This window comes from Cupriavidus sp. GW823-FHT07A04 (assembly GCF_058794615.1).
In genome coordinates, this window is record NZ_JBXAHA010000012.1 from 21,798 (window position 1) to 39,112 (window position 17,315).

The window sequence follows — 17,315 nt, forward strand, 5'->3', positions numbered from 1 at the left end:
CGCTCAAATTGTGTGCCGCGCTTCGCTGCCGCCTTAGCTTCGCGCTGGGCACGCGAAGTGAACGCTCTGACCTGTCTTAACAAGGCGAAGTAGTGCAGATTTCTGCGAAGCTTCGGCGATGGAGTCGGCGGCACCAAAGCTTCCCCATCGTGACAGCGTTTGACCATGGTAAAGCCCCGCGTTGCGCAAGCGAGCCGCCCCTAATTTACTTCAGGACGCCGTGCTACTCAGTCAGAAATCAGGCATTTAAGATCCGCGGCCTTGAAACCTGGACCCACCCATTTCGACAGTGACACTATCTTCAGTTCGAGGGCGCCGAGGCCGATACTGCGTGCCCAGAACACTGGGCCGCCTTGCCAGCGCGGAAAGCCGTAGCCATTGCCGAGAACCACGTCCACGTTCGTGGCGCGCGTCGTCACACCCTCGGCGACAAGGTGGGCCGCTTCGTTAACCATAGTCAGTAGCACTCGTTCGACGATCTCCTCGTCCGTCAATTTACGCGGCACGATTCCTTTCGCCTGACGGGCTTTGTCGATGATCTGATGAACGACTGGATCCGTCCTACCTTTTCCGCCCAAACCGTAGTCGAAATAACCCGAGCCCGTTTTCCTTCCGAAGCGCCCCGCTTCGCATAGCTGGTCCGGTACAGCAACGTAGCGCGCTTCGGGATCCCGCAAATTCGCGCGGGCCTGCCGCATCCGCCATGCGATATCCAATCCGGACATGTCTGCTACGGCAAACGGCCCCATTGCAAAACCAAAGCGCTCCAACGCAGCGTCGATCTGTTCCGGGTAGGCCCCGTCCTCCAGCATCAATTCGCACTGATACCGGTATGCCGCGAAGATGCGGTTGCCGATGAATCCGAATGCATTCCCACTGAGCACCGGCATTTTCCTGAGCCGCTTCGCCAATTCAACTCCAGTAGCGATGGCTTGTTTAGAGCTAGCATTCCCGTGTATGACCTCTACCAGCTTCATGACATTCGCCGGGCTGAAAAAGTGCAGCCCGATAATGTCGGCCGGTCGATACGTCGCAGACGCTATGGCGTCCAAGTCCAAATACGAAGTGTTGGACGCTAGCACAGCGCCCGGCTTTGCCCACCGATCGATTTGTGTGAACACGTCCCGCTTTACCGAGAGATCTTCGAAGACCGCCTCAATAACAAAGTCTGCTTTGGCCAGTGCGGACCACTCGAGTGTCGCATACAAACCGGCGAGTCGCCTGGTCGCCGCAGACTCTTCCAATCTTCCTTTCGCGACCTGAGACGCATAGTGGGCCCGAATACGCTCCTTGCCACGCTGCAATGCGTCGGCGTCGCGCTCCACCAGCAGCACTTGATAGCCTCCGTCGAGCGCCGCGATGGAAATATCTGAGCCCATCGTGCCGGCGCCAATGACAGCCACTAGCGCAACGCTACCAGCAGCCATGCCCTGGATCTCTGGGATCTTCAGCGCCTCGCGCTCGGCGAAGAACATGTGCCGCAGCGCAAAGGCATCGTTGGACAGCCGCAGCTGCGTAAACACAGCGCGCTCCTTTATCAGTGCCTCGTCAATCGGCAACTGTGCGCTTGACTTTACGGCTTCAATGGCCGCAACGACTTGAGGACGGCCCTTGCCGGAGCGGATCGCAGCGGCCTCCGCCGCAACAATATCCACCGGAATGCTCGGAGGGACTGCAAGATCTCGTAGACGTCGCTTCCCCGCCATGCCGGCTGCGAATGCAACCGCGGCCGCCAGTAGATCGCCGTCGGCGATTGCATCCAGGACGCCGGCATCCAACGCCACGCGGGCCGCGACGCGCTTCCCACTACAGACCCAATCGATCGCAGCAGGGATGCCGATGATCCGCGGCAATCGCTGTGTACCCCCAGCTCCAGGGATCATCCCAAGAGTCACCTCAGGAAGCCCGACCACGAGCTTCTCACTGCCAATTCGTGCATCGCAACCGAGCGATAGTTCGAAGCCACCGCCCAAGGCCGCGCCGTGAAGCGCCGCAACCACAGGCTTTCCACAGGTCTCGATCGCGGCTATGACAGCCGGCAGTTCCGGCTGCTCCAGAGGTTGACCAAATTCACGAAGGTCCGAGCCGGCAATGAAGGTGTTTCCGGCGCCGATCAAGACGCCCGCGACCACGGCAGGATTCGAGGAGAGCTGATCGACCGCCTCCAGCACGCCGCGTCGCACGGATAGCGATCCCGCATTGACGGGTGGATTTTCGATAAAGATTGCGAGAACGTTGCCGATCTGCTCGGTGCGAACTCGTGCGTTCATTAGTTGACTCCCGTCGACAGAGCGGCAACCAATTCGGGCACCGCGGTGTTGAGGTCGCCCACGAGGCCGTAGTCCGCTACCGAGAAGATCGGGGCTTCCGCGTCCTTGTTGATCGCGACGATCACCTTGGAGTCCTTCATGCCGGCCAGATGCTGGATCGCGCCGGAGATACCCACGGCAATATACAGCTGCGGGGCCACGATCTTGCCAGTCTGGCCAACCTGGTAGTCGTTAGGCACGAAACCTGCGTCCACGGCCGCGCGCGAGGCACCCAGCGCGGCGCTCAGCTTGTCGGCCAGCGGGTTCAGCACCTTGGTGTAGTTCTCGCCAGAACCCATGCCGCGCCCACCGGACACGATGATCTTGGCTGCGGTCAGATCCGGACGGTCGCTCTTGGTCACTTCGCGCGACGCGAATTGCGAGATGCCTGCGTCGGCCACGGCCGGCAGGCTTTCCACGGCGCCCGAGCCACCTTCGGCGGCGGCAGGATCAAAGGCGGTACCACGCACGGTAATGACCTTGATCTTGTCGGCAGACCTCACGGTGGCAATGGCATTGCCGGCGTAGATCGGACGCTCGAAGGTGTCCGGGCTGTCGATCTTTGTGATGTCCGACAGCTGGGCCACATCCAGCTTGGCGGCCACGCGCGGCAGGATGTTCTTCCCGTAGGCGGTGGCTGGAGCAAGGATGTGCGAGTAGTCGTTGGCGATGGCCAGCACCTGCTCAGCCACGTTTTCGGCCAGGCCGTCGCCAAAGTAAGCGGCGTCGGCCAGCAGCACCTTGGATACGCCAGCGATCTTTGCGGCGGCATCGGCGGTGACGCGGGCGTTGGCGCCCGCCACCAGCACATGGACGTCGCCGCCGCACTGGGCAGCCGCCGTCACGGTGTTGAGCGTGGCGACCTTGATCGATTGATTGTCGTGTTCAGCAATGACGAGTGCAGTCATATTTTCTCTCCCCGCGCTCAGATAACTTTGGCTTCAGTCTTCAGCTTTTGCACCAGCGTGGCCACGTCCGGCACCATCACGCCAGCACTGCGCTTGGCAGGCTCCACCACCTTGACGGTGGCCAGGCGCGGCTTGACGTCAACTCCAAGGTCTTCCGGCTTCACGATTTCCAGCGGCTTCTTCTTGGCCTTCATGATGTTGGGCAGCGTCACGTAGCGAGGCTCGTTCAGGCGCAGGTCGGTGGTCACCACGGCCGGCAGCATGACCGACAGCGTCTCCAGACCGCCATCGACTTCACGGGTCACCGACGCACGACCGTCGGCCACGACCACCTTCGAGGCGAACGTCGCTTGCGGCAGGCCCGCCAGCGCCGCCACCATCTGGCCGGTCTGGTTCGAATCGTCGTCGATGGCCTGCTTGCCCAGGATCACCAGTTGCGGCTGTTCCTTACCGATCAGGGTCTTGATCAGCTTGGCCACGGCCAGCGGCTGAAGGTCTTCGTTCGACTCCACCAGGATGCCGCGGTCGGCGCCGATGGCCATCGCGGTGCGAAGGGTTTCCTGGCATTGCGCCACGCCGCACGACACGGCGATAACCTCGGTGACGACTCCAGCTTCCTTCAGGCGCACGGCCTCTTCCACAGCGATTTCGTCGAACGGGTTCATGCTCATCTTGACGTTGGCCAGGTCGACGCCCGTGCCATCCGACTTCACGCGGATCTTGACGTTGTAGTCCACCACCCGCTTGACTGCGACAAGAACTTTCATAACAACATACTCCGGATAGATGGGTTGCCCAGCACTAGCAGCTGAAGGTACGGGTGTGCGGCACAAGGCGTTCCGCCCAAGCATATGAATCGTGCGATAGCGCGCTGGATCATCAGCATCTTCCTGTACGAGCGGAGAAACGGAAACTTCCAATTCCTACCTCAGGCATAACAAAAACGCATACCTCGTCGGAGTCGAGCATTGGATGTACCCCGGTTTTGCAAAAGACCTCGATGGCTAGTGGAGACGGGATTTCCCACCGGCTTTTCGTCGCCCAAAAAAATGGCGAGCATTTCTGCCCGCCCAGATGGGAGCCCCCAATGAAGATATGAAACGTACAGCGAACTGACGTTCGGCACGAAAGGGGAGGCCCCCCCGTTCCGAACCCTTATGTATCACTTGGCCTGGACGGCATAGATCTTCACAAGTTCGTACAGATAATCGCGTCCTTCCATAACTGAGGGCACTCGCAGACGCGCGTTGAGACCATGGATGCCATTGCAATCAGGATCTCGGAAGTGGCCGGAGACACCGTAGGTCGGAATCCCGACACGAATCAAACGGCGAGCATCGCCTCCGCCGGTGCCTTGTGTTAGCGTGACCGGCACCCCAGAGAATACCTTCGCCGCAACCTGGCGCATCAGATCAATGACCTCCGAAGTCAAGGGCGGAGGTTCGCGGCGGCCGTTCCCGGCCTGTCCGCCGCGGGTGCGATCGCCCAATCGTCGGTGACACTATATTGTGTCATTGACGCTGGAGTCGAGTTTGCTAACCTTGAGCATCGAACGGAACTCTGCTTCGCCCGGCGCGGCCGCAGCGTGACCCGGAGACATTGCCTAATTGCACGCGCACCACAGTGGTGTCACCCGGCTTCTGATGGCACACTTTCTTTTTCCTAAGGTTTCCCCTCGTTGAAGAAGGCGTTCGCCGGGTTGGCAGAGCGCGGCAGTTAACGCCGAGACAAGTGCGGATGGGGAGATCCGCACCTGGCGTTATGGCTTACAGCGACTCTCCTTCCGCCAGCACGCCAGCAGCGCGCAGGGAGGCGGTCAACCATTTTGCAGTCGTGTCACCCCGTTCAATAGCCTCAAGGCGTTTAGCCTCGTCCGCCACCTTCCGTTCTGCGAGCTTCAGCATTTCGGGGGCTTTTTCCCGCTCGATTACCACGATACCATCGGCGTCGCCCACTACCAGGTCACCAGGGCATACGGCAACGCCGCCAGCGGCAATCGGATGATTGATCCGACCAGGTACATACTTCGTCGGTCCCGCAGGATTGAAGCCGGCGCTGAACACCGGGAAACCTAGATTCAGAAGTTCGGCACGATCTCGGATCGCGCCATCCACCACGACGCCGCCCAGATCCAACTTCTTGCAGGCGCTGAGCATGAGCGTGCCCATGAGAGCAGCGGTCAGGTCGCCCTTACCGTCGATCACGAGGATGTCGCCCGGGCGTGCCATCGCAATCGCGGCATGAATCATAAGGTTGTCGCCTGGGCGCACTTCCACCGTGAAGGCGGGGCCCGCCAGGCCCATGGTGTTGTGCACCGGCGCGATGCGGCCATGCATAGCACCGCGTCGTCCAGCCACGTCGGCAAGGATTGCAGCTTGGAAAGCCTTGGCTTTGTCGACGACGTCTGTGGCGACGCGGTCGATCTCACGAATGATATCGGGGAAACTCATAGCGGAAGCTTCTGTTCTGAAAGCCGTGGCGACTCCACCGCCACGGCCAGTGGATGGAAATCTCAGGACGAGCATTGCCAGTCCCAAGCTGGTCTCTTTAGCGCAACAGTGCGCTTGCCGCGGCCCCAAGCCGGCGGCAACCTTCCATCAAGGTATCCATGTCAGTAGCGAAGGACAGACGGAAATGGGTATTGACGCCGTATGCCGAGCCTTGCAGAACCGCCAGGTCTTGCGAGTTCAGTACCCAGTCCACCCAGTCGTCGCTGTTGCTGATAACGCCACCATCAGGGCGCTTGGCACCGAACAGGCCAGCGCAGGAGGCAAAGACATAGAATGCACCTTCGGGCGCGAAGCAATCGATGCCTTCCACAGCGCTTAGCGCCAACACCACTGCATCGCGACGTCGCTGGAAAATGCCTCGGTTCGCGTGGACAAAGTCCTGGGGGCCGTCCAGCGCTGCGATCGCCGCAGCTTGAGCGATGGAGTTCGCCCCGGAGGTACTCTGGGACTGAAGCTTCACCATGGCCTTGATTAACGGCGCTGGACCGCCCGCAAAGCCAATACGCCAGCCCGTCATAGCGTAGGCCTTCGACACGCCATTGATAGTCAGCGTGCGATCCTTCATCGCCGGCACGGCCTGAGCGAAAGTTGTGAAAGCACCGTCCCCATAGGTGAGGTGTTCATAGATGTCATCCGTCATGACCCAAACGTGGGGATGCCGCTCCAGCACCTCTCCTAGTGCGGCCAGTTCTTCTCGGCTGTATGAAGCACCGCTGGGATTGTTGGGCGAATTCAGAACAAGCCAGCGCGTACGCGGCGAGATAGCACGCTCGAGATCTTCGGGCTTGAGTTTGAAGCCGTTCTCGGCCGGACAATCAACGAAGACCGGCCGGCCACCCGCCAGAAGCACGATATCCGGATAGGAGACCCAGTAGGGTGCAGGCACGATGACCTCGTCTCCCTTCTGGACCGTACACAGGACGGCATTGAAGATTACCTGCTTGGCGCCATTGCTGACGATGATGGCGTCGCGAGCATACTCAAGGCCGTTCTCACGCTGAAACTTTCGAGCCACCGCTTCGCGCAGTGCTACGGTCCCGCCCACGTCGGTGTAGCGCGTCTTTCCTTCTGCCATGGCACGCACTGCGGCCTCGCGAATGTGCTCGGGGGTATCGAAGTCCGGCTCACCGGCGGTCAAGCCGATGACGTTGCGACCTTGAGCGCAGAGTTCCCGTACGCGCTGCCCGGCCATCGAACTGGGAGACGGCTTGATTCGGTTAAGTCTTTCCGCAAGATGGAGCATGATTCTCAAATTCAACTAGATTGGGAGTATGCAGATCGCGCCGTATCCGTCGCGGGAAGGGATCGCGATCTGCGGGTCTTATGCGTGGCGGATATCCGCAACAAACTTCTTCGCGCGCGGGTGTTCCGGTGCTGCAAAGAACTGTCCAGGCTTGTTGCATTCGAGGATCTGGCCCTGGTCCATGAAAATGACCCGGTCCGCCACCTCACGCGCGAAACCCATCTCATGGGTGACACACACCATGGTCATCCCTTCGACAGCGAGCCGCTTCATCACCTGCAGCACCTCTCCCACCATCTCGGGATCCAGGGCGCTCGTCGGCTCATCGAAGAGCATGACCGGAGGACGCATCGCCAGCGCACGCGCGATGGCCACACGCTGTTGTTGACCACCCGATAGCTGCGGAGGATAGGCGTCGGCTTTGTGGGCGAGGCCAACCTTCTCGAGCAACGCCATGGCGCGATCGCGAGCCTCGGCCTGCGATACCTTCAGCACATCCATCGGCGCCAGCATAATGTTTCGCAGCACGGTCATGTGCGGAAACAGGTTGAACTGCTGGAACACAAATCCGATTTCGCTACGCAGGCGATTGATGTTCACGTCCTTGCGGTGGACGTCGGCACCGTTCACGTAGATCTCGCCCTTCTGGATCGGTTCGAGCCGATTGATCGTGCGAATCAGCGTCGATTTTCCAGAACCCGAAGGTCCGCAGACCACGACAACCTCGCCCTTGGCGATGTTCTCGTTGACGTTGTTGAGCGCGTGGTAGTCGCCGTACCACTTGTTGACATTGTTGAAGCGGATCATTGGACGGTTGCTCCTATAGGTACGGCGCTGAACTTGCGGGGGGAACGTCGACCGGTTTCCAGACGCTTGACGCCAAGGTTGAGTGAATAGCAGACGATGAAGTAGAACGCAGCGAGAATGAGGTAGATCTGGAACGGCTTATTCAATAGCTGTCCATTGACCTGGTACGCAGCATAAGTCAGCTCGTTCACGCTGATGATGTAGCCCAGCGAAGTGTTCTTGATCAGATTGATGAACTGATTCAGTATGCTGGGGGTCATGTTTCTGAGCGCCTGCGGCAGGACTACCCGCCACAAGGTTTGGCCATAGGTCATGCCGAGCGATCGGGCTGCCTCCACATGTCCTCGGGGCACGGCGAGAATGCCGGCGCGAATGACTTCCCCGAGGAACGCTGCCTCGTACACGATCAATGCGCAGATGACCGTGGTCACGCCGGAGACACCGCGACCGACAAGCACCGGCACGATGAAGTACGCCCAAAAAATCAGCATCAGGACCGGAAGGCCGCGGACTACCGTAGTGAACCCAGCAGCCGGCAAGGCAAACGCCTTGATAGGGCTGGTGCGGGCGACACCGATCAGCACGGACAATGGGAACGCCAGTACGAGACCTGCGACTGCCATGCATAGCGTCAGGGCTAGGCCGCCGAGAGGACCCTCCGGGAATTGCCCGAGCAGGAAAATCAGCCCGTACTCGTGCAGGATATGGAGAATGTCGTTCATCGCGCCCCCTTCGCTGTCAGGTCAAGACGTTGATGGGCGTAGCTGCCAAGTCCCATGATCAGGAACGATACGCAGAGGTAGAAGCCAGAGGCGATGGCAAATGCCTCGAACGTGTGGAACGTTTCGTTCTCGATCTGCTTGGTGACGTACATTGCTTCCCCCACACCGATGACCATAGCCAAGCTTGTGGACTTGAACAGGCTCAGTGACTGATTCACCAAGGGAGGGACGGACACTCGTACGGCTTGCGGCAGGATTACGCGACGCACGGCCTGAAGATAGGTCAATCCCAAAGCGCGCGCAGCTTCGAGCTGGGTCGGCGGCAGCGATCGAATGCCGCTGCGCAGATCCTCCGACATGTATGCCGCCGTATTGAGTGACAGGGCGATGAGTGCGAAGATCAGCTCCCCGTTGCTCGCATTGATTGCGGCCTGCCACGAGTTCGGTAGAATCTGGGAAATGCCGAAGTACCAGAAGAAGATCTGCACTAGCCCCGGCACGTTGCGGTGATAGCCCACAAACGCTTCGCACAGCTTTTCCACGACTTTGATGTTCGAGGACCGCGATGCAACGATGATGAGGGCGATCGCGAAGCCGAAGACCCATGAGGACAGGAAAAGGACTATGGTCCGCAATCCGCCCATGAGGAGCCATTGCACGTATGGCCCTTCGTGGAGGAAGGAAAAATCTAGTGGTTCCATGACTAACTCGGAATGCTGGCGGGGCTGACGGTGGGCCGACCCCGCATGCGGGTTACTCGACTGCGGAGAGCGGCGTCAGCTTCTTTTCGCGCTTGATGTTGAACGGGGTCTCGGGCCCAGCCCACTTGTTCCACATGGCGTCAAGTTCGCCGTCCTTCTCCATTTTCGCGAGCGCCGTGTTGACCGCGGCCAGCAAAGCCGGCTCGCCCTTCTTCACGCCGATGGCGGTCGGCTCCCAATGCAATTGCCCGTCGACGAACCGCATCCTGCCGCCTGACTCGTTCACGTAGCGGGCACCTGACATCTGAGCGATTGCGAAGGCCTGCGCTTTGCCCTGCTGCAGGGCAAGGAACGCAGTGGGTGAGTCCTGGAAGGTCACGATCTCTGCTGACTGGAACAGGCGTCTGGCGTAAAGCTCCGGCGTCGAACCCTTGACGGTGCTGATCTTGATGTCTTTCGCCTGGCTGACATCCTTGATCGGCGAATCAACCGGGACCACCAGCTTGATGGGCACCTGGTAATGAATATCCGAGAAAGCGATCTGCCGTGCGCGCTCCTTGGTATAGCCCAGCGCGGCCGCCACGACATCGACTCGGCCGAGCGCCAGCTCGGGAATGCGCGACTCCACGCTCAACGGCCGGTGTTCGAGCTTCACACCCAAGTGTTTGGCCAGCGCCGCGCAAGTGTCAACATCGAAGCCGACGATCTGGCGGGTCTTGGGATCCTGATAGCCCAGGGGCTGGCTGGTCGAGAGCGTGCCGCAAATCAGGGTCCCCCTCGCCTTGATGTCCGCCAGCCTGTCGGCGTATGCCGAGCTGGCCAGCGCAACGCCTATACCTAGAAGGAACAGACGCAAGCGCCGAGAGAGTTGGGGGTGCAAAGCCATTTCGGTACTCCTATGGATGGTTTTCATAATGTCATTATGATTTTTACATCGCAGCTATCGTGCCACATCGCATCTGGCATGGCTTTAGGGGTTTTCGCGGGGTCCATGGGACAAAAACGCACGTTGACGCACAAAATGCGCGCACCAGCACAGCTAGCGGCGCACCGCTTTTGGGCGACGCGCACCGATCCGGAGCAAGGGTTAGTCCGGGTCGAAAAAATTAGTCTCAGATTTCATAATGACATTATGATTCTGTGAGCAGGCCCTCTTGCACTTGCCATGGAGCACCTACATGACCGACAACGAAACCCATTCGCTGGAACATCCCCCGCCATCTGCTGCGTCGCCAGGCCCCCTCCCGCTGAAGGTGAGCAGGATCGGTGAAAGCGCCCTGCTTCTTGAGGCCGAAGGCGAACTCGCGCTCGAAACGCAACGGCTCATCTGGGGGATGGCTGACGAGGTCCAACGCTGGAAGGGCGTGCTGGAAGTCGTCGCGGGTATGACGAACTTGCTAGTCGTGTATGACCCCTTCCGCCTGGAAAGTACGAGGATGCGGGCCCGACTCGTCTTTGAATGGTCGCGAACGAAGCCGAGGGCGCGCGCGGGCAAAGTCGTTGATATCCCGGTCGTCTACGGTGGCGAGATGGGGCCCGATCTCACTGCGCTTGCCTGTCACGCTGGCCTTTCGCCCCAAGAGGCTGCGATTCGACACTCCGAAACGGACTTTGTCGCTTACGCGCTCGGCAGTTCTCCAGGTTTCGCTTATCTCGGGGGCCTCCCTCGGTCACTGTTCATGGCGCGACGCGCCGTTCCCATCCTTAGCGCACCGGCAGGCAGCGTAATGATCGGGGGGGACCAAACAGGCGTTACATCCGCGGCAGGTCCAACGGGCTGGCACATCATCGGGCGTGCAACGCGAGGCGTGTTCGATGCAGAAGCTTCGCCGCCGGCGCTGATCGCGCCCGGCGATACCGTGCGCTTCCGGCTCGAAAGGATCGACCAATGATCGAAATTCTTTCTACCGCGGCCCTAACCACCGTCCAAGATCTTGGCCGGGATGGCCAACGTCGCTATGGCGTAGGAACCGCTGGAGCAATGGATCGATTGGCCCTCGCCTTGGGCAACGAAATGCTGGGGAACGATCCCAATGCAGCCGGTCTCGAGATCACCCTGACGCCATTTAAAATCCGATTCCTGCGGGAAACCGGTTTTGCAATTTCTGGCGCAGATTTTGACGCCAGCCTGGATGGCGTACAAGTTCTGCCGTGGTGGGCGACTAGTGCCAAAGACGGCCAAGTATTGACCCTGAAGCGCCCTATCCGCGGTGCGCGGGCGTACCTTTGTATCGCCGGAGGCATCGATGTGCCACCTGTACTGGGATCCCGGAGTACGCAATTGCGCGGCGCGATCGGGGGGCATGAAGGCCGGCAGCTTCGCAAAGGCGACGTACTGAACGTCAATGCCTGCCCGCTGAAACACGGCGATTTCGGAGTCATCCCGCCAGAGCATCGATTGGCCACAGGCAACGCACCTGGCTTAGTCACGGTTCGCGCGATTGCCGCAGGTGAATACGAGGAACTGACCGAGGCAGCGCGCCAGCAGTTCTGGACCACATACTGGAAAATCACGCCCCAGAGCAACCGGACCGGCTATCGACTCCAGGGACAGAAGCTTGAGCTGACGCAGCCGCTTGAAATGCGTTCACACGGCATCATCCCCGGCGTGGTACAGGTTCCGCCTAACGGACAGCCCGTCCTGCAGCTCGCCGACGCCAATGTCTCGGGCGGCTACCCGAAGATTGCCACGGTCATCAGCGCCGATCTATGGAGACTCGCACAAGCCAGAATCGGAGAGCACATCCGCTTCACTGAGGTCGATGTCGACCAAGCTTTGGACGCGACGAAGGCGATTCACGCATACATCGAGGAGGTACGACGTGCTACTAAGCTCTCCATGCCTTGACGTTGACCTCGAGCTGGATCAGTTGTCGCTATTCGGTGTCGTCGATCTCGTCGCATATGCCGAGAGCCGGGGCATCGGACTCGAGCTCAAGACGGCCCATCTGTCCATGCAATCGCGGGTACGGAACTTTCATATCGAGACAGCACCGACTGAGCTTGATCCGACTCCTTCGGTCGCACCACCATCTGTTGGGATTTGCCGCGCTGAGTCCCTAGGGATCTTGCGCCTCGAGCATCCTTCACGGAACGGGCAGCTTGCTTGCGTTGGGCATGCCGTAACGGTCGGCGACCCCGTTGCGCTTCTACAGGTCGGTGTTCGATACAGCGTCGTACGCGCGCACTGCAACGGCACCATTCAGCGATGGCTCGTGGCACCGGGAACGCTTGTGGGATACGGCGACCCACTCATGGAACTATTACCAGAGGTATCAGTATGAGAATCGATATCAACTCGGATATGGGCGAGGCCTTTGGGCCCTATCGCATGGGCGACGACGACATCCTCCTTACGCTCGTGTCGTCGGCAAATATTGCGTGTGGCTTTCATGCCGGCGATCCGGATGTCATGGCCCACACTGTCGCAACTGCTCTCAAAAATGGAGTAGACATTGGCGCACACCCTGGCTTCGACGACAAGCGCCATTTCGGCCGCCGCCGCTTGCCCACTGATGCGAAGTCCCTGAAATCCGAAACGCTGTACCAGCTCGGCGCGCTGGACGCGATCGCGCGCGAACAGGGGGCGCGGGTCTCGCACCTGAGCTTTCACGGGGCGCTTGGCAACATCTTGTACAAAGACCATGAACTGGCCGACGTCCTGGTCGGTGCGGTGGCAGCCTTCAATAAGGACATCATCTTTCCCGTCACACCGAACACGGCCACGGAAGCCGCTGCATTGAAACACGGGCTGCGTACGGTACGAAAGTTCTTTGCAGACCGGGCCTATGACAGCAACGGGCTGCTGGTTGCCCGGGGCACGCCGGGTTCCGTCATCAAGGATCATGCCGTCGCCGCTAGGCGTGTGTTTCAGCTGTTGGACTCGGGCACGGTTACGACGATTGATGGCGAGACGCTGAGCATGCAGGCCCAGGTCGTCATGGTGCACAGCGAAACCCCTGGGGCGGTGGGGCTAGCGCGCGCAATCCGCGATGTCATTGAGAAAAATGGCGGCGAAATCGTCCCCATGTCCAAGCTCGTTCAATAGCAGTGCACGGTCATTCTCAGTGAGCGCAGCTTCGGTGCGCTCACCCGCAAGCTGCCCCACTTCCGAGCGCGCCTCGATCTCACCAGGTCCGTATGAATACCTGCTCCGCGCGGAATGGCTCAGGGCGTCGCCCTGGCATTAATTATGCATAGAGTAATGGCATTATGATTTTTACCAACTACTCAGTTTCGCTTTCGAGGAACGCTCATGATCAAGTCCGCCCTTTTTGCCGCTGTCACGTGCCAGTTTGTCGCTCCCTTTCATGCATTCGCTGCCGAGTATCCGCAGCAGCAGCCTATTACCTTGATTGTTGGATTCGGGCCGGGTGGCTCGACAGACATCATGGCCCGGCTCCTCGCGCCGAAATTGAAGACTGTGCTTGGACAGACTGTCGTAGTGGACAACCGACCGGGCGCCAGCGGCATCATTGCAACGGAAGCAATGCTTCGCGCCCCGGCGGATGGCTACACTTTGTTCGCTTGCACCAACGGCGTTCTAACGACGCATAAGTACCTGTTCAAGCATCTGAACTTCGATGCCGCAAAGGACATCCTGCCAGTCACACAGATCGCGAGCGTCCCTTATTTGCTGCTCGCTCACCCGAGCGTGCCCGCCAACACCGCCGCCGAGTTTGTCGCGCTGGCCAAGAAGGAACCAGGCAAGATCGTGTACGGTTCGGCAGGTGTGGGCTCCGCCGGACATCTCGCGGCCGAGATGTTCTCCTCAAAGGCGGGCATCAGCATGAATCACGTGCCCTACAAAGGAAGCGGTCAGGCCATGAGCGATCTGGTCGCCGGTACGATCAACGTCGCCTTCGACCAGCAATCGACAGTCGCAGGCTTCCTTTCCGGAAACCGACTCAAGGCAATTGCGGTTGCCAGTAAAGAGCGCCTGGCAGGGCTGCCTAAAGTGCCCACCTTTTACGAGGCAGGCATTCCGTTCGAAGCCGCGTCCTGGACGGGAATCTGTGTCCGTTCCGGAACGCCGGCGCCGATAGTGGAGAAGATTTCGCGTGCCATGCGCGAAGTGATGGCGCAGCCGGATGTCCGCAAGCGTTTCGAGGAACTGGGCATCGAACCGAAGAGCACCAGCCCGCAAGAGTTTCAGAAGCTCGTGGTGAATGACCGTGAGCGAATGGGGAAGGCGATCACGGCAGCTGGCATTAAACCCGAGTAGCGTCCAATAGGAAAAGGGATGGCGAGTCGGCGCCCACCATGGGTGGAAGGCTCGCCCAAGCCGGCTCGGCGTTCGCGGGATTGGTTTCTCACGCCCGCCGCCGGTCAACGTCCAGGCGCGCACGCGGAGGACGATTCAAGCGGCGCCAGCCGTTCTCCTCGCGTGTCTAGTCTAGCGACTGCCAGCCGTCAAGGGTGAGGTCAGTGACGAACATATGCCCAGCGGCGTGCGTGAACATTTCCGGTATGCCAGCCGCCAACGCAATAGCCTGCGGCGTCACACCACACCCCCAGAAAACTGGCGTATGACCTTCGGGGAGGCCGGCAAACTTCACAAACTCCGGAGCTTGTAGATCGTGGATGCCGATCTGCGCCGGGTTTCCGATATGCACGGGCGCTCCGTGTGCGAGCGGATAGCGGCTCGTCACCTGCACGGCTCTAGCAACCAGTGGTGTGGGGACTGGTCGCATCGTGACGACCATCGGCCCCGCGAATGGTCCCGCAGGCCTGCATGCGATGTTCGACCGGTACGTTGCCACGCGGCCATCCTCGTTGCGTAGATGTGGCATCGGGATTCCACTATTGTCCAGTGCCTCGTCGAACGAAAGACTGCATCCCAATAGGAACGCCACACTGTCGTCTCGCCAAACGTCCAGCAGGTCGCTTCGCTCTTCTACCAGTTGGCCGTCACGGTACACCTTGTAGCACGACAGATCGGTCCGCACATCAGCGCCCGGTGCAGCGAACTTCGGTTCCGGGTCTCCCGGATCGGTCGCGTCGATGACGGGACACGGAGAAGGATTGCGCATGCAGAAGCGCAGGAAGTCGAAGGCATAGCGGGAGCTCAGCACCACCAGATTTGCCTGCAAACGTCCCCGAGATGCCCCATGCGTCGTCCCCGTCCATTGCGACGACCGGATGGCCAGCCTGACTTGTTCCGGAGACATGATTGAAAGGTCTGTGCGCCGAATCATCGGTCGATGATTGTCGCCTTCTGTTTTCACCTGGATCATTATGTTGTCCTCGCGATAGGAAAATGGCGCAGAACACGTCAGCGCCTGCGCTTCATCGAATTGAGTTGGACTTATTGCGCGGAACGGACCGCCACTACCTGCACTTCAATCAGGTAGTGTGGCTGGGCAAGCGCAGCTTGCACGCACGCGCGGACAGGCTGATGCCCAGGGACCATCCACCGGTCGTAGATCTTGTTCATTGCAGCCATGTCGCGAATGTCGTTGAGCCAGATGCTCACAGATACAAGACCCGCCTTCGAGGCGCCCGCCTCGGCCAGCTGCTCCTCAACTTGCCCCAGTACGCTGGCCGTCTGCTCTTCAATGGTGCGGCCGGAGTTGGCAGCCGGAGTGACTCCCCTGAAGTAGACAGTCCCCCCGCCATTAACGATGACGGCCTTGCTCATCCGTTCATTACCAGGAATGCGTTCGATTGAAGTCTGCATATCAAGCTCCGCTTGAGGTTCGTTTTAGGAATTTGGCGATCTGCGTACTGTCCGTCCGGCTAGCGCCAAAGGACATCGCTGTCACGAATGACACAGAGCGATGGGATAACCAGAGCCGCTATGCCGAGCGCGGCCCGCGCTCCTGCCCGCTCGAGCGGCTCCAGAGGCTAAAGCGGTCGATGGCGTATGCGCGGGTTTCAATGTGTGGCGTTTCTCGACCGGAAACGACGGCAGCGAGAAGCTTTGCCGAGACGGCGGCTAACGTAAGGCCGTTATGACCGTGGCCAAAGGAGTAATAGAGATTGGTGTGCCGGGAAGCGAGGCCGATAGCGGGCAACCCGTCGGGCAAGGAAGGCCTGACGCCCATCCATCGAATAGCCCCCTCACGGCTCAGACCGGGCAAGTACGGTTGGGCCAAATCAAACAGCATATCGGACCGCGCCGGATTCATCGGCGCATTAGCGGGTGCAAACTCTGCTGTGCCGGCGAGGCGCAGGCCATCCGCCATGGGCGTGGCGACGAAGTACGCTTCTGCAATGGAGACGGGACGGCCAAGGCGAACGCCCGGCACCGGCAGCATGAGGTGATATCCGCGTTCAGAAATCAGAGGTGCACTGTAACCAAGCGGCCGCATCAGCACGTCGGATCGACGACCGGCGCAAACGACAACCATGTCGGTATTGAAGCTGCCAATGTCCGTGTCAAGCCGCCATCCGTTTGCTTCGTTCGGCGTCAGTTTATGCACGGACGCTTTGATAAAGCGGCAACCCCCTTCATGCAGCCGCTTGGCGAACGTCTCTCCCAACGTCCGGGGTCCGAGGCAGCGCCCCGAGTTGGGGTAGAACAATGCCCCCTGAATGTCACGCGAGATCGCTGGCTCGAGTTCGAGGGTCTCCTCTCTCGAAATCCGCTCGACGGCCACCTGATGCTGCTTCAACGCAGGAATCTTCGTCGACCGCGCTTCCAACGTCCCGAGGGTCATGCAAATGGCCAATGCTCCCCTACGCTCCATCAGATGCGATGCGCCCGCTTCGCGCAAGAGCGACTCGTAGCTGTCGATCGCAGGACGAATCAGCGCCGACATCGCCTCAACGGTTTCGCACAGCTTTTTCGGACGCAATGCAAGCGCCGCGCGGACGCCCCAGGGCAAGAAGCGCGGAACGTACGACGCGTGGATTGTCAGAGGCCCAAGCGGGTCTCGCAGCAACGCCGGCAGCTTCTTCAGACTTTCCGTTGAGTTCGATGGAAAAATGTTTGCTTCGCTCAAGTAGCCGGCATTCCCGGCTGAGCATCCGCTTGCGGGTTCATTGGGGTCTACGATTTGCACGGCAAAACCGTCCATGCGGAGTTGTAGTGCGGTCGCCAGACCTACGATCCCGGCGCCGATAACGGTTATTTGTTTCATGCTGGTATAGATAGGGAAAAAGGCGCCCGTG

General features: G+C 59.9%; 17 protein-coding genes. 4 read left to right on the top strand and 13 right to left on the bottom strand.

The genetic code is table 11. The features are described 5' to 3' along the window. Positions 1–227 precede the first annotated feature (227 nt). The 10 genes from AC1Q7Q_RS21030 to AC1Q7Q_RS21075 all read right to left on the bottom strand — a co-directional run bounded on the left by AC1Q7Q_RS21030 (position 228) and on the right by AC1Q7Q_RS21075 (position 10,086). Entirely contained in the window at positions 228–2,270 is a 2,043-nt protein-coding gene (locus tag AC1Q7Q_RS21030) for a 3-hydroxyacyl-CoA dehydrogenase NAD-binding domain-containing protein (RefSeq protein WP_492374047.1), read from the bottom strand. Beyond that, positions 2,270–3,217 carry an electron transfer flavoprotein subunit alpha/FixB family protein gene (locus AC1Q7Q_RS21035; protein WP_492374048.1) on the bottom strand — a complete coding sequence of 316 codons (948 nt, stop codon included), beginning with the start codon at positions 3,215–3,217 and terminating at the stop codon, positions 2,270–2,272. Before AC1Q7Q_RS21035 ends, AC1Q7Q_RS21030 begins: the two co-directional genes overlap by 1 nt. 17 nt (positions 3,218–3,234) lie before the next feature. Continuing rightward, positions 3,235–3,984 carry an electron transfer flavoprotein subunit beta/FixA family protein gene (locus tag AC1Q7Q_RS21040; protein WP_492374049.1) on the bottom strand — a complete coding sequence of 250 codons (750 nt, stop codon included), beginning with the start codon at positions 3,982–3,984 and terminating at the stop codon, positions 3,235–3,237. 395 nt (positions 3,985–4,379) lie between these two features. Beyond that, the gene (locus tag AC1Q7Q_RS21045; RefSeq protein WP_492374050.1) at positions 4,380–4,649 is read right to left on the bottom strand and encodes a hypothetical protein; all 270 of its coding nucleotides are present in this window, start codon (positions 4,647–4,649) and stop codon (positions 4,380–4,382) included. Between the two features lie 334 nt (positions 4,650–4,983). Next, entirely contained in the window at positions 4,984–5,667 is a 684-nt protein-coding gene (locus tag AC1Q7Q_RS21050; RefSeq protein WP_492374051.1) for an RraA family protein, read from the bottom strand. A gap of 97 nt (positions 5,668–5,764) precedes the next feature. Continuing rightward, positions 5,765–6,970 carry a pyridoxal phosphate-dependent aminotransferase gene (locus AC1Q7Q_RS21055; RefSeq protein WP_492374052.1) on the bottom strand — a complete coding sequence of 402 codons (1,206 nt, stop codon included), beginning with the start codon at positions 6,968–6,970 and terminating at the stop codon, positions 5,765–5,767. A 78-nt stretch (positions 6,971–7,048) separates the two neighbouring features. Then, the gene (locus tag AC1Q7Q_RS21060) at positions 7,049–7,777 is read right to left on the bottom strand and encodes an amino acid ABC transporter ATP-binding protein (RefSeq protein WP_492374053.1); all 729 of its coding nucleotides are present in this window, start codon (positions 7,775–7,777) and stop codon (positions 7,049–7,051) included. Beyond that, on the bottom strand, positions 7,774–8,499 hold the full coding sequence (locus AC1Q7Q_RS21065; protein WP_492374054.1) for an amino acid ABC transporter permease: 726 nt from the start codon (positions 8,497–8,499) through the stop codon (positions 7,774–7,776). The genes AC1Q7Q_RS21060 and AC1Q7Q_RS21065 overlap by 4 nt, the downstream gene beginning before the upstream one ends. Beyond that, positions 8,496–9,200, bottom strand: a complete 705-nt coding sequence (locus tag AC1Q7Q_RS21070; protein ID WP_492374055.1) for an amino acid ABC transporter permease — start codon at positions 9,198–9,200, stop codon at positions 8,496–8,498. Before AC1Q7Q_RS21070 ends, AC1Q7Q_RS21065 begins: the two co-directional genes overlap by 4 nt. Positions 9,201–9,252: 52 nt before the next feature. After that, entirely contained in the window at positions 9,253–10,086 is an 834-nt protein-coding gene (locus tag AC1Q7Q_RS21075) for an ABC transporter substrate-binding protein (RefSeq protein ID WP_492374056.1), read from the bottom strand. 292 nt (positions 10,087–10,378) lie between these two features. On the opposite strand from AC1Q7Q_RS21075, the gene pxpB reads away from it, so the two are divergent. The 4 genes from pxpB to AC1Q7Q_RS21095 all read left to right on the top strand — a co-directional run bounded on the left by pxpB (position 10,379) and on the right by AC1Q7Q_RS21095 (position 14,424). After that, positions 10,379–11,092 carry a 5-oxoprolinase subunit PxpB gene (gene pxpB / locus AC1Q7Q_RS21080; RefSeq protein ID WP_492374057.1) on the top strand — a complete coding sequence of 238 codons (714 nt, stop codon included), beginning with the start codon at positions 10,379–10,381 and terminating at the stop codon, positions 11,090–11,092. Continuing rightward, a complete protein-coding gene (locus AC1Q7Q_RS21085) occupies positions 11,089–12,048 on the top strand; it encodes a 5-oxoprolinase subunit C family protein (RefSeq protein WP_492374058.1) in 960 nt (319 codons plus the stop codon). The genes pxpB and AC1Q7Q_RS21085 overlap by 4 nt, the downstream gene beginning before the upstream one ends. A 432-nt stretch (positions 12,049–12,480) precedes the next feature. Further along, on the top strand, positions 12,481–13,248 hold the full coding sequence (locus AC1Q7Q_RS21090; RefSeq protein ID WP_492374059.1) for a LamB/YcsF family protein: 768 nt from the start codon (positions 12,481–12,483) through the stop codon (positions 13,246–13,248). A 207-nt stretch (positions 13,249–13,455) separates the two neighbouring features. Then, entirely contained in the window at positions 13,456–14,424 is a 969-nt protein-coding gene (locus AC1Q7Q_RS21095) for a Bug family tripartite tricarboxylate transporter substrate binding protein (protein WP_492374060.1), read from the top strand. Between the two features lie 166 nt (positions 14,425–14,590). On the opposite strand, the gene AC1Q7Q_RS21100 is transcribed toward AC1Q7Q_RS21095, so the two are convergent. The 3 genes from AC1Q7Q_RS21100 to AC1Q7Q_RS21110 all read right to left on the bottom strand — a co-directional run bounded on the left by AC1Q7Q_RS21100 (position 14,591) and on the right by AC1Q7Q_RS21110 (position 17,284). Further along, on the bottom strand, positions 14,591–15,436 hold the full coding sequence (locus AC1Q7Q_RS21100; protein WP_492374061.1) for a putative hydro-lyase: 846 nt from the start codon (positions 15,434–15,436) through the stop codon (positions 14,591–14,593). A gap of 71 nt (positions 15,437–15,507) precedes the next feature. Then, positions 15,508–15,879 (bottom strand): RidA family protein, encoded by a 372-nt coding sequence (locus tag AC1Q7Q_RS21105; RefSeq protein ID WP_492374062.1) that lies wholly within the window; start codon positions 15,877–15,879, stop codon positions 15,508–15,510. Between the two features lie 118 nt (positions 15,880–15,997). Then, positions 15,998–17,284 carry an NAD(P)/FAD-dependent oxidoreductase gene (locus AC1Q7Q_RS21110; protein ID WP_492374063.1) on the bottom strand — a complete coding sequence of 429 codons (1,287 nt, stop codon included), beginning with the start codon at positions 17,282–17,284 and terminating at the stop codon, positions 15,998–16,000. Positions 17,285–17,315 lie beyond the last annotated feature (31 nt).

What these genes read in the sequence shown, in the direction of transcription:
- AC1Q7Q_RS21085 (WP_492374058.1), top strand. Translation starts at nt 11,089, where the DNA reads ATGATCGAAATTCTTTCTACCGCGGCCCTAACCACCGTCCAAGATCTT.
- AC1Q7Q_RS21100 (WP_492374061.1), bottom strand. Translation starts at nt 15,436, where the DNA reads ATGATCCAGGTGAAAACAGAAGGCGACAATCATCGACCGATGATTCGG.
- AC1Q7Q_RS21095 (WP_492374060.1), top strand. Translation starts at nt 13,456, where the DNA reads ATGATCAAGTCCGCCCTTTTTGCCGCTGTCACGTGCCAGTTTGTCGCT.
- AC1Q7Q_RS21050 (WP_492374051.1), bottom strand. Translation starts at nt 5,667, where the DNA reads ATGAGTTTCCCCGATATCATTCGTGAGATCGACCGCGTCGCCACAGAC.
- AC1Q7Q_RS21090 (WP_492374059.1), top strand. Translation starts at nt 12,481, where the DNA reads ATGAGAATCGATATCAACTCGGATATGGGCGAGGCCTTTGGGCCCTAT.
- AC1Q7Q_RS21060 (WP_492374053.1), bottom strand. Translation starts at nt 7,777, where the DNA reads ATGATCCGCTTCAACAATGTCAACAAGTGGTACGGCGACTACCACGCG.
- AC1Q7Q_RS21035 (WP_492374048.1), bottom strand. Translation starts at nt 3,217, where the DNA reads ATGACTGCACTCGTCATTGCTGAACACGACAATCAATCGATCAAGGTC.
- AC1Q7Q_RS21030 (WP_492374047.1), bottom strand. Translation starts at nt 2,270, where the DNA reads ATGAACGCACGAGTTCGCACCGAGCAGATCGGCAACGTTCTCGCAATC.
- AC1Q7Q_RS21105 (WP_492374062.1), bottom strand. Translation starts at nt 15,879, where the DNA reads ATGCAGACTTCAATCGAACGCATTCCTGGTAATGAACGGATGAGCAAG.
- AC1Q7Q_RS21075 (WP_492374056.1), bottom strand. Translation starts at nt 10,086, where the DNA reads ATGGCTTTGCACCCCCAACTCTCTCGGCGCTTGCGTCTGTTCCTTCTA.
- pxpB (WP_492374057.1), top strand. Translation starts at nt 10,379, where the DNA reads ATGACCGACAACGAAACCCATTCGCTGGAACATCCCCCGCCATCTGCT.
- AC1Q7Q_RS21065 (WP_492374054.1), bottom strand. Translation starts at nt 8,499, where the DNA reads ATGAACGACATTCTCCATATCCTGCACGAGTACGGGCTGATTTTCCTG.
- AC1Q7Q_RS21055 (WP_492374052.1), bottom strand. Translation starts at nt 6,970, where the DNA reads ATGCTCCATCTTGCGGAAAGACTTAACCGAATCAAGCCGTCTCCCAGT.
- AC1Q7Q_RS21040 (WP_492374049.1), bottom strand. Translation starts at nt 3,984, where the DNA reads ATGAAAGTTCTTGTCGCAGTCAAGCGGGTGGTGGACTACAACGTCAAG.
- AC1Q7Q_RS21070 (WP_492374055.1), bottom strand. Translation starts at nt 9,200, where the DNA reads ATGGAACCACTAGATTTTTCCTTCCTCCACGAAGGGCCATACGTGCAA.
- AC1Q7Q_RS21110 (WP_492374063.1), bottom strand. Translation starts at nt 17,284, where the DNA reads ATGAAACAAATAACCGTTATCGGCGCCGGGATCGTAGGTCTGGCGACC.